Annotated in this window: 11 protein-coding genes; 6 read left to right on the top strand and 5 right to left on the bottom strand. The window is 34.4% G+C overall.

Annotation, left to right across the window (positions count from 1 at the left end; genetic code table 11):
* Positions 1 to 131: 131 nt before the first annotated feature.
* The 4 genes from OQK60_RS00545 to OQK60_RS00530 are packed head-to-tail and all read left to right on the top strand — an operon-like array spanning position 132 to position 3,879.
* Positions 132 to 1,118 carry an ABC transporter substrate-binding protein gene (locus OQK60_RS00545; protein ID WP_297683007.1) on the top strand — a complete coding sequence of 329 codons (987 nt, stop codon included), beginning with the start codon at positions 132 to 134 and terminating at the stop codon, positions 1,116 to 1,118.
* 3 nt (positions 1,119 to 1,121) lie between these two features.
* Entirely contained in the window at positions 1,122 to 1,904 is a 783-nt protein-coding gene (locus tag OQK60_RS00540; RefSeq protein WP_297683005.1) for an ABC transporter permease, read from the top strand.
* Positions 1,892 to 2,629, top strand: a complete 738-nt coding sequence (locus OQK60_RS00535) for an ATP-binding cassette domain-containing protein (protein WP_297683003.1) — start codon at positions 1,892 to 1,894, stop codon at positions 2,627 to 2,629. The genes OQK60_RS00540 and OQK60_RS00535 overlap by 13 nt, the downstream gene beginning before the upstream one ends.
* Positions 2,629 to 3,879 carry an NnrS family protein gene (locus OQK60_RS00530; protein ID WP_297683001.1) on the top strand — a complete coding sequence of 417 codons (1,251 nt, stop codon included), beginning with the start codon at positions 2,629 to 2,631 and terminating at the stop codon, positions 3,877 to 3,879. Before OQK60_RS00535 ends, OQK60_RS00530 begins: the two co-directional genes overlap by 1 nt.
* Here OQK60_RS00530 and OQK60_RS00525 read toward each other — a convergent pair.
* From OQK60_RS00525 to OQK60_RS00505, 5 genes are all read right to left on the bottom strand, one after another.
* Positions 3,876 to 6,038, bottom strand: a complete 2,163-nt coding sequence (locus OQK60_RS00525; protein WP_297682999.1) for an EAL domain-containing protein — start codon at positions 6,036 to 6,038, stop codon at positions 3,876 to 3,878. The two genes, OQK60_RS00530 and OQK60_RS00525, sit on opposite strands and share 4 nt — an antisense overlap.
* 68 nt (positions 6,039 to 6,106) lie before the next feature.
* On the bottom strand, positions 6,107 to 7,384 hold the full coding sequence (locus OQK60_RS00520; RefSeq protein WP_297683507.1) for an MATE family efflux transporter: 1,278 nt from the start codon (positions 7,382 to 7,384) through the stop codon (positions 6,107 to 6,109).
* A 35-nt stretch (positions 7,385 to 7,419) separates the two neighbouring features.
* Complete coding sequence (locus OQK60_RS00515) at positions 7,420 to 7,692, bottom strand: hypothetical protein (RefSeq protein WP_297682997.1); 273 nt, start codon at positions 7,690 to 7,692, stop codon at positions 7,420 to 7,422.
* Between the two features lie 57 nt (positions 7,693 to 7,749).
* Entirely contained in the window at positions 7,750 to 8,613 is an 864-nt protein-coding gene (locus OQK60_RS00510; RefSeq protein WP_297682995.1) for a hypothetical protein, read from the bottom strand.
* 165 nt (positions 8,614 to 8,778) lie between these two features.
* Positions 8,779 to 9,984 carry an MFS transporter gene (locus tag OQK60_RS00505; RefSeq protein ID WP_297682993.1) on the bottom strand — a complete coding sequence of 402 codons (1,206 nt, stop codon included), beginning with the start codon at positions 9,982 to 9,984 and terminating at the stop codon, positions 8,779 to 8,781.
* Positions 9,985 to 10,112: 128 nt separating this feature from the next.
* Here OQK60_RS00505 and OQK60_RS00500 point away from each other — a divergent pair, with 128 nt between their 5' ends.
* Both OQK60_RS00500 and OQK60_RS00495 read left to right on the top strand, forming a co-directional pair.
* Positions 10,113 to 10,490: a flagellar protein FlaG gene (locus tag OQK60_RS00500; protein ID WP_297682991.1), complete on the top strand. Its 378-nt coding sequence runs from the start codon at positions 10,113 to 10,115 to the stop codon at positions 10,488 to 10,490.
* 149 nt (positions 10,491 to 10,639) lie between these two features.
* A complete protein-coding gene (locus tag OQK60_RS00495; protein ID WP_297682989.1) occupies positions 10,640 to 11,875 on the top strand; it encodes an argininosuccinate synthase in 1,236 nt (411 codons plus the stop codon).
* The last annotated feature ends 7 nt before the right edge of the window (positions 11,876 to 11,882 follow it).

The following is an 11,882-nucleotide window of genomic DNA, read 5'->3' as shown; positions in this document are numbered from 1 at the left end:
ACTTGGAATAAACTTTCTTATTGATAATGAATATCATCAATATATTTTTGAGCGGTGACAAGCAGATAGATATTGGAATTAGGTACAATTCAAAATATATTACAGCAATTAAATTTTAGAGGAGTTTTTTTATGAAAAATTTAGCTTACGGCTTTTTAGCACTATTTTTACTTTCCACAAATGTATTTGGCGCTAACACAAAACTAGACAAGATAGTAGTTTCAGGTCCTTTTGCATCCGTTGCACATCCTATTTTACACATGATTGAGACAAATGCACTAAGTGATGTGGCAGATAAGATAGAGTTTAAACTTTGGAAGAACCCAGATGAACTTCGTGCTATGACCATAAGAGGCAATGTAGATTTCGTAGCTATCCCTACAAATACCGCAGCAATTTTAAACAACAAAGGTGTTGATATAAAGCTTCTTAATGTTTCTGTGTGGGGGATTCTTGGTATGATTAGCCGTGATGATTCGCTAAAGACACTAAAAGATTTCAAAGGCAAAAAAATTGCCATTCCATTTCGTGCCGATATGCCGGATGTTGTCTTTAAACAACTTCTTAAAAAAGAGGGATTAGACCCGCAAAAAGATTTTGAGCTCGTCTATGTATCAAGCCCGATTGATGCTATGCAGATGCTTATCATGAGAAGAATAGACCACTCACTCTTAGCTGAACCGGCAATCTCTATGGCGCTTAGAAAAACAAAATCTTTTCCTATTAGCATAGTTGCTCCTGAGTTATACAGAAGTGTTGATTTGCAAGAGGAGTGGGGAGAAGTTTTTGGCAGCTCCGGTGATGTTCCTCAAGCCGGTATTGCAGTTATGGGGCATATAAAAGATGAGCATTTAATAAAAAGGTTTCAAGAAGAGTATGCGAAATCTCTAGAGTGGTATAAAACAAACCCTATTGAAGCAGGAAAACTTGTTGCAAAAACGATTGACATGTTAACTGAGGAAGCCATAAGTGACTCTATTTCACATGTAAGACTTAAAAATGTAACGGCGGTTGAAGCAAAGAAAGATTTAGAATTTTTCTTTAATGTTTTAAAAGAAGAAAATCCAAAAAGTATAGGTGAAAAACTTCCGGATGATGATTTTTATTATGGATTGTAAAATATGAAATTTGCACTCAAGATTTTAAAAGATTTTCCAACCTTTCTTTGGAGCGGTTGGGGAGCAGTTGCTTCTATTCTCCTATTTATCGCTCTTTGGGATGCAGGTAATCAAGTTTATGGTGATTTGGTACTGCCCTCTCCTCTTGAAACATTTAAAACACTATTGGCGATGCTTCAAGACGAGAGAGTATTAGCAGAGATAAACATTACTCTTTATCGTGCCTCTATTGGCTTTGGCATCTCTCTTATAATCGGTACTGCTCTTGGTCTTTTAGCCGGCTTTTTTGCAACAGCTTCCATGATGAGTCGTCCAATTGTAACTATACTTGTCGGAATGCCTCCTATCGCTTGGATAGTTCTTGCGATGATATGGTTTGGTATGGGTGATGAGACTGTTATATTTACGGTAATCGTTGCCTCTTTTCCTATTGTTTTTGTAGGTGCACTTCAAGGAACAAGAACACTCGATGGCGACTTGAAAGAGATGGCGGAGAGTTTTAGTCTCCCATGGTACATGCGCTTTTTTGATGTCTATTTCCCGCATATCTTTTCCTATGTTTTTCCTGCATGGGTAAGTGGTCTGGGAATGGCTTGGAAGATTGTCATCATGGCAGAACTTTTAGCGACAAGTGACGGCATCGGAGCTTCACTTGCGGTTGCTAGAAGTCAACTTGACACACCAACAGCTCTTGCTATTGTCGTGATTATGATAGCTTCACTTATGTTTATTGAATACATAATTTTAGAGCCGATAAAAAAAGAGGTTGAGTTATGGAGAGATTAGAAGTTAAAAAACTAAATCACCATTATGGATTTACAGAAATTTTAAGAGATATAAACTTTACATTAGCTAAAGGCGAAGTTCTCTCTATAGTAGGTCCAAGCGGTGGCGGTAAAACAACGCTTATGCACCTCTGCGCCGATCTATTGGATGTCCAAGAAGGAAGTGTTACAAACACATTTTCTAGTAGTGCATTTGCTTTTCAAGAGGCGAGACTTCTGCCATGGAAAAATGTTATAGACAACATCTCTTTAGGACTCTTAGCAAAAGGCGAAAAAAAAGATACGGCTATTGAAAAATCACAAGAGATAGCCCTAAAGTTTGGGCTTGAAGAAGAAGATTTTGATAAATTTCCAAAAGATTTAAGCGGCGGGATGAAACAGCGAGTAAGTTTTGCAAGAGCACTTGTGATTAAACCTTCTTTGCTTTTTTTGGATGAGCCATTTTCAGCACTTGATATAGGACTTAAAAAAGAGTTGCAAAGTGTCTTAATAGACATGATAAGCAAAAAAGAGATAAGCGTACTTTTTATCACACACGACCTTATGGAGGCGATTCGTCTAAGCGATGAGATGCTTCTGCTAAAAGCAGATCCGGGACATATTGTCAAAAAATTCAAGTTTGAGCTTATTCAAAACCAAAGAGATGATAAATATGTTTATGGCAAGAGTGCCGAAATACTCCAAGATGAAGAGATAATAAGTACATTTGAACTGGAACTAAAATAATGAAAAATGAAGAAAATAAACCGCAAATTTTACATGCAACAAACCATTATCTTTACTATCCTGATGAAAAAGATATTCCACCATATCTAGCTTATGGATTTAGACCGGTATTTTTACTTCTAGCTCCTTACATGATAATCTCTATGATTTTATGGGGCTTAGTCTGGAGTGGAACTATAAATATCCCTTTTATGGACAATATTTTAGTCTGGCATGTATATGAAATGCTCTTTGGTATCTTGGGTATAGGCGTACTTGCATTTTTAAGTACGGGACTGCCTGAACTATTTCCTGGACTTGTCCCGCTTGTAGGCAAGAAATTAAAATATGTTGTAATTTTATGGTTGGCAGGTCGTTTAAGTTTTTGGTTTATAGATATTACCGGTGTTTATCTAGCCGCTTTATTAAACCTCTCTATGCTTGGATGGCTTATCTGGTTTGCTAGAAGAGCCGTGTTAGACAAGCTTCAAAGACACGCCTCTTTGGGATATGCACTTTTAGCCCTGCTTATAATTGAAGCGTGGTTTTTTGCGTCAATGGCGGGACACGCAAGTACACCACCGATGGATATACTAAAAATTGGGCTAGGAGCTCATGTCGTATTGATACTTTTAGCTCTAAGACGCGTCAATATGGAAGCAGTAAACGAACTGATGGAGGACAAAGGGATAGATGATGTATACATCTCCCGTCCGCCTCTTACAAACCTTGCAACATTTAGCGTTATTGTTTTTACTGTCGTAGAGTTTTTGTACCCAAACAACTCTGCTCTTGGATGGCTTGGACTTGCAAGCGGTGCCGCTGTATTGGCAATAACAAACGATTATGTTTTAAAAGATAAATTTATACTAAATCAACCTTATGTCATCTACCTTGCTTTTATATTTATTATGATTGGAGCCGGTTATGCTTTGATGGGGTATGCGATTTTAATGGCTGACTTTGGAAGTATAAGCCATTTTAGGCACTTCATAACAAGCGGTGGATTTGGTCTTGCCTATCTAATGGTAATGATAATTATCGGCTGGATTCATACGGGACGACATCTTACATCAAATATATACACGCACACTATGATTGCCCTTATACTCTTAGCAACTCTTATGAGAGGTTTAATTCCATTTTATGAAGAGTATGCACATGAACTATACCTCTACTCTGCCATCGTATGGGCACTCCCTTTTATGATATATATAAAAGTGTTTTTCAAGTTTCTAGTTGCTCCAAGAGCTGACGGGATTAAGGGTTAAGCGTTTATCAAATCCTCAGGACGGCCAAAGTAGTAACCTTGGAACTCGTCCACGCCATACTCTTTGAGTAGATTATATATATCTTCATTCTCAACAAACTCTGCGATAGTTGTAATATTTAACTCTTTTGCAAAGTTTACAATACTTCTAACTAAGATTTTTGACTCTTCATCTGTTACAATATTTTTTACAAGTGAACCATCAATCTTAATATAATCAGGTTTTATCTTTAATATATGTGAGTAGTTGGCATATCCACTGCCAAAATCATCAATCGCGATTTGAACACCTAGGCGTCTTAATTGTTCAACTACCGTAATCAATCTAGCAAAATCATCTACACCTTCGCGCTCAGTAATTTCAACAACTATTCTATCAGGTGAATCAAAACTTTTTATACCGTCAATTAAGGTGTTCATTACAGCTGGATTAAAAAAATCATTTGGCAAAAAGTTTACAGATATCTTTTCATCTCTATTGGCGAAAAAATGCAAACTTTTTTCCAACATCTCTTTTTCTAAATCTATATAAAGAGCGCTTTGCATTGCTATATCCAAAAAACTATCCGGCATTAAAATACTTTTTTTGCCGTCGTTGAACTCCACTATACGCATTAGAGCTTCATATTTTACAGTTTTCCCATCTCTGTTTGTAATAGCTTGAAAATATGGAAGAACATTATGATGCTGAAGTGCATGTTTTATAGTTTTTTTCATTTCAATAACGCTTTGTGAAAACTTTTTTGTATCTACATGTTGTGAATACATCAAGTACGGCAAAGATTGCTTTTTAGCCCTTCTTATCGCCATCTGAGCGTCTTCCATGGTATTGGCATCACTATATGCAATACCTGAGTATATTTCAACGGAAATATAATCATCAATGCCATCAATAGAAATCTTTAGTGAATTGATATCACTATGAAGCTTTTTAATCAAAACATTATACTCTTTGTCATCGAAATTGTCATCTTGTCTTAGCAGTACATATTCATCAGATGAAATCCTAAATGCACTAAACTCATTCTCTAAGGCAAACTTTTCAAAAGCATTTGCTACTTGAATAAGAATCTCATTACCGACATGTACACCATAAAAGTCATTAAGCAGGCTAAACTCTTTTATATTGCTTAAAAAAAGAACCTTCCTGTCATCCGAAGCAAGAGCATCTTTTAATGCCTCTCTATTTTTTAAGCCAGTTAGCTGGTCTATATATATTTGTTCTGAAAATAATTTTAATACGGCACCGAAACCTTTATGCAAAATAAGCCCAAAGATAATAACCATAATTGCAATTAAATAAGATAGATTACCCATAAACTTTTTGTCACTTTTTACAATACCAGATACATCAAAACCTACAATTAAGTACCCTAGTGTTTGTGAAATATGATTATTGAGAGGAATGCTCATATCTATTTTATATGCTTCAGCTTCTTCATCATGTTTATGCTGAAAATGTTTCTTTAAGTTCTCATTGGCGTCTATGAGAACATACTTATCATTAACAAGTATCATCTCCTTATCAAGCATAATATCGGAGAGTGATTTATCAATTACAATGCCGGTATCTGTTTTAAATATTGAGTTTAAATCTTCTATAAATCTTGATGGCGAAATACCTAACTCAACATTACCAACATAGACACTTTTATAAAATATTGGTTTTGTTATACGATATGTCATCTCAAGTTTACCAATCTCAAAACCACTAAATGAGCGTTTAAATTTATTTGTATCTACAATAAGCTTTCTTTCTTCATTGACTAAATCACCAAAAAAATCTGGCCTATGTGCACGAAAAAGTGTTACTCCCTCTGGAGAACGAAAGGTAAGAATCTTTATTTCTCTTTCTTTGCTTTTTAGTTGCATATACAATGGAGATATTATGGATTTTATCTGCTCATAATCACTATCCGCAATAGCTTTTGGCAGATTATCAGCTACTACTATCCTATCGAGTTCAATATCAAGTATCTTTTTGTCGTGTATTAAATTTAAATTAAAAAGGATTTGTGTGCTCGAAGACATGTCTTTAAAGCGCTCAGCAATTGAATTATTCAACTGATACTTTAAATAAAAATACCCCATCAACCACGAGAGTGCTAAAACAACAATAATTAAAATTAATGTGTTACGCTTACTTTGATATACAGTCATAGTCACCTTATTTTTAATTAATTGATTGCTGATTATATCATTTTCAACTATAAATTTATATGTTATGCTTAAACTTTAGTCTCCAACCAGGTTCTATTTTTATAAATACGCCAATAGATTATCCCTTTTATAAGAGTTTCAATGTTCATAATCACAAATATAACAATAATGCCATATCCCATTTTATATGCTATATAAGATGGGATGACTCTAAAAATCCAAAGTGACAATACATTTACTTTAAGTGTAGTCTTAGTTGCTCCTGCGCCTCTTAGTGCTCCTGAGTAAACGAACATAATAGCCAAAGGGATTTGCGCCAACCCAACAAGTATAAGATAATAAGAAGCAACTGCTATAGTTGCGGCATCTTTTGTAAAAAAACTGACTAAAAACTCTGGAAACAGGATTAGAACTAATCCAACACTTCCCATAAAAACATAAGCAATTCTTCCGCTTATTACGCCCATATTGTAAGCTTTGTCTTTATTGTTTGCGCCCAAGCTTTGTCCAACCAATGCCATAGCAGCAATAGCAAACCCAAATCCCGGCATAAATGCTATGCCTTCTATACGAAGCCCAACCTGATAACCGGCAAGTTCTGCAGTTCCATAGGCTGCGATTATAGAAACAAAAACTAAAAATGACATGCTTGAGACTCCACGGTCAAGTGCAGCACTCCAACCGACATGCCAGACTCTTATCAAGTCCTTCATGCGGACAATAGGGATAATATTTAATTTCGCATGTGGTTTTTTTATCAGTAAAAAGTAGGCTACGACATTAAAACAGTATGCAATTACCGTTGCGTAAGCAGCACCTTCAATTCCCATTGCTTCAAAGCCGTAATGACCAAAGATGAAAACATAGTTTAAAAAAGCATTTATAGCTGCTGAAAGAAGCTTGATATATAAGGAGCTTTTGGTATCCCCCGCAGCTGAGAGTGCATTGTACAGAAGCGTATCAATAAAAACAACTACTATCCCGAGTGAGAGTATTTTAAAATAGAGGGAGCCCTGCTCTACAACATCCGGCTGGGCACCCATCAAAGTGTAGATAGCCTCACTACCCATATATCCGCCGATGGTTACAAACAGAGAAAGTACAACTGCAAATATTCCAAGTGAATAAAGAAGTGCAGATGCCCTTTTTTTTCTGCCTTGACCTATAAATCTTGATATAAGTGCATTTCCACCGACAACATAAAGTGTCATAAGTACATTTATTATCATCATAAACTGCATACTCATACCAACAGCGGCTAAGGCTGATACGCTGACCATACCAACCATCAACATGTCAATAAGAACTTGAAGAATATCTACTAAATGTTTTAGTGCGGCCGGTATTGCAATAGAGAATACTTTTTTTGTGTCACTAGAGATTAGTCTTTGAAAAATTGTGCTACCTCTGTCATAGTTGTTATAAGTTCATCTTTTGTTTCAAAATGCAGCTCTTTTTTATCTCTAACTTCCTCTTTTGGGGATGTAAAATCAAAAACTAAAACGAATGATATTACATTTACTTTATCAGCGTTCATATCCGTCCACTCTAAAGACATCTCAGCTGTCTCACCATTTACTTCAACAACCGCAGCCGGATAAAGTCTAGTTAGTTTACTTAAGTCTATATCCCCAATACTCGATTTATAAATCATCTATTTCCTTTAGCAATTTCGGATTCTATCTTATATTTCCTTTGAAATAAAATAAGATCAGTTTTTGTTTCCGTGGTAACGCATAGTAAATATAAAAACACTTAAAGATAAAATCATAATTCCGATTCCTGCGATAAGATAAAAAGCATGAAGCATTTGAGAGTAATCACTAAGAACTATTTTGAAAACAACCATTAATGCTTCGATAGAAAGTGCTATAACAATTGAAATTAAAAATCGTGCCAGAAGTTTATTTTCTAGATTATAACTTCGACTAAGCTCTTTATAAAACACCTCATGCTCTAAAATAGTTTTTGCCAAATCAAATATGGCAAGGCCTAGTGTTAAGGCTATTATTGAACGAAAAAAGCCCGAAAGTATCTCTTTGTTCTCATTTGAGATTACATCATAGATAATAAAAATAGCATAAGCTATCAAGCCCACAGAAAACAAAATAAGTAAAAATCCAAAGAAACCGTAAAAAGCTTGTGTAAATTTACTAAAAAATTTATCCCCTTCAATCAGCATAAGCTCTTTTAATAGCGCAAACAACTCAAAATCATAGACTAAATATTCGTTGTTAACATGTATTACAACTGTAATATAAGGTGTTGCACTTCTTGAATTAACATAACTATTTGATATGTAAATATTTTCTTCACTAAATTGTATACGAGAAAGAAAATGAGACATATCCAATCCTAAAGAGTCTTGATTAACCCCTTCGCACATATATACGGGAGTAGACTGTTTATATTTTTCATTTATTTTATATGTGGCTTTAAGTGCAGGAAGCAGAGAAAATATCGCCTTATCTTTCATCTCGTCATATTGAGTTAAGTCAATGCCATCTATCATAGCTTTAAGGGAATTTTCTATAAAAGGGCGTTGTTTTTTGTATATTGAAATAATTTCTTTCATCATAACCTCGATACAACTATCAAATATGATTAAGGATATCTTTTTAAAACATAACAAAAGATGTGAAAATAAGATTAATTTTAATTTATAAGAAAATGCGATAAAAGGTTTATTTTATTTCACTCTTATTTTAAACTTTTAAAATACTTCAATATTTAAATGAAATCATTGAACATCTTTAATATTTTGACTCTTTAAAATCCAGGCAAAATAGACTCCGCCAATGATAAATCCAAGGCCTATTAAAAAGGTAATAAACTCCAATGAAAAACCATCTCCGGCTAAAAAACCAATCATAAATGATGTAAATGCCGCCGAACTTAAAAACAACATGTCATTGTATGCCACTATTCTGCCATAGTATTTTTGTTCTATATTTTTTTGAAGCAGCGTGTAAGTATATGACCATAAAGTTGTTGTAAATAGCCCAACTACGACACTTGCTGCTATTGACATGTAGAAATCTTTCATTAAAACTGCCCATAACCAGATAGCCAATGCTTGAAAAACAAATAGATAAGTCAATCTTTTATTGTTTATCCACTTACTAAGGATTATAGGGCCAAAAACCAGACCTAAGGCTCTTGAAGCATGGAGAAGTCCAAGTGCCAAAGATGTTGCTATGATAGAAGCATAATATTTATCAACCATTAAAGCTACTAAAGCATCAAACGCTGTTAAACCGACAAAAGCGTGAATAAGCATCAAATGAAAAGCATGCGGAAATCTTTTTAAGTATCTAAAAGTATCACGCATCATCTCAAGCAAGTTTTCACTGCTCTTAATAAATTCCACTTTTACATCTAGGTTATATAAGAGTACGAATCCAATAACAAACATAAAAGCATCTAAAACAAATGCCACTTTTACTCCCAGCCAATAAACAACAAATCCGCCAAGTGCCATCCCTAAAGTGTATGAAAATGACCATATAATAGAGTGAATCTCATTTGCTTTTTGCAGCTTATGTCCATCAAGTAGTTTTGGCAGAAGTGACATCTCTGTTGTAAAGTAAAAGCTCGCAGCCGCCATTTTTATAAATATTAGGATGTAAAGTAGCCATAAATCAGAGACTTCATTTATAAGAACCAAAAACAGTGTTGCAAATATTTCAAATGTAATCAAAATCAACATAAGTTTTTTAGGTTTCATGCTATCTATTATGGAACCTGAAAGAGGAGCTTGAACTACTCCGGATAAAAAGTGCAGCATTGCGACAAAAGCTATGACTTCAGCTGACACATTCATATCCAGCAAAAGTGTGTATATTGCTACATTGCTAAACCATGCACCAAAATATGCGATTAGCTGAATAATAGACAATCGTCTTAAAACATCTTCAGATTTTAATAATTTAATATACTCATTCATAAATGGAAGATTATCATAAAAAAAAGATAAAAATAACAAAATTGAATTTTTTTACATATTTTACTAAAGTTATTTTTTTACTTGACGATATGGTGTGTAATAACATTATTTTAAATAAGGAGCAAGTCATGGACGGCATAGCAAATGTAGCGAAACAACAACAGTCTCAGATGAACTCATCAGAAGCTCAAGGACGAGTGGCTCAAGCGCAGCAGCCTGTGCAAAAAGTGGATGTGGTAAAAGAGATACAAAAAGGGAGCGTAGCAAGTTCTCAACAAATAAATTCAAAAGAGCAGGTAAAAGATTTAGTAGATCAATTAAATAAAGCATTAGCTCCAATGAATACAAATATAAAATTTGGTGTTGACTCACAGGATGTATTTTTTGTTTCAGTAATAGAATCAGAAACGAGCAAAATGATAAGAAGGTTTCCTGCAGAGCAAGCAGCAGATTTTCTTCCAAAAATGCAAGAAGTAACCGGCATCTTATTTGACTCAGTAGGGTAAATTTACCCTTTTGAGATATCCTCCAAATATCTTATATAAACATATATATATTAAACTTTATGTTTAATGTATAAAATTTCCACTAACCATTTTTTAATATATTTTATAGTAAACTCGCGATTATTATTTATCTGATAAGGGTTTTCTATATGAAAAAAGAAGTTAAAAAAGTAGTCTTGGCATATTCTGGCGGACTTGACACTAGTGTTATTTTAAAATGGCTGCAAGAAGAATATCAAGCTGAAGTTATTACATTTACAGCTGATTTAGGTCAAGGCGAAGAGGTAGAACCCGCTCGTCAAAAAGCACTTGACAATGGTATTAAACCAGAAAATATTTTTATTCTTGATGTGCAAGAAGAGTTTGTAAAAGATTATGTTTTCCCTATGTTTAGAGCAAATGCTATTTATGAGGGTGAATATCTTTTAGGTACTTCTATCGCAAGACCGCTTATAGCAAAAAAACAAATTGAAATTGCAAAAAAAATGGGTGCAGATGCGGTAAGCCACGGGGCAACTGGAAAAGGAAACGATCAAGTAAGATTTGAGCTTGGATATTTGGGGTTAAACCCTGATATTACAGTTATAGCACCTTGGAGAGAATGGGATTTAAACTCAAGAGAAAAACTACTCTCTTATGCAAGAGAGCATGGCATTGATATTGATGCTAAACATATTGACAAAGATGGAAATCCAACAGTAAGTCCGTACTCAATGGATGCTAACTTACTTCATATATCTTATGAAGGGCTTCATTTAGAAGACCCAATGAATGAACCAGAAGAATCAATGTGGCTGTGGTCAAACTCTCCTGAAAATGCTCCAGATGAAAAAGAATACATAACAATTGGATACAAAAATGGTGATCCAATTTCTATAAACGGTACAGAGATGTCACCAGCAACACTGCTTAGAACTCTTAATGAGTATGGAAACAAGCACGGTATTGGAAGAATTGACATTGTTGAGAATAGATTTGTTGGTATGAAAGCTCGTGGATGTTATGAGACTCCGGGTGGAACTATTATGCTAAAAGCTCATAGAGCAATTGAATCTATCACATTAGATAGAGAAGAAGCTCACATGAAAGATGGCATGATTGCTAAATATTCTGAACTTATTTATAATGGATTTTGGTTCACTCCTGAGAGAGAAATGCTTCAAGCTGCTATTGATACAACACAAAAATATGTTCAAGGAAATGTTAAATTAAAACTTTACAAAGGCAATGTAGAAGTAGTTGGAAGAGAATCAGATATGTCATTATATTCTGAAGCACACTCAACATTTGAAGAGGATGAAGTTTATAACCAAAAAGATGCAGAAGGTTTTATAAGATTAAATGCTCTAAGAAGAATTATTGCAGGTAAAAAAAGAAATAAATAAAAGGAAA

It is taken from the genome of Sulfurimonas sp., assembly GCF_026196735.1.
Taxonomy (GTDB): Bacteria; Campylobacterota; Campylobacteria; order Campylobacterales; family Sulfurimonadaceae; genus Sulfurimonas.
The sequence above is the reverse complement of the archived record's forward strand: the minus strand, read 5'-3'. Positions and strand labels throughout refer to the sequence as shown.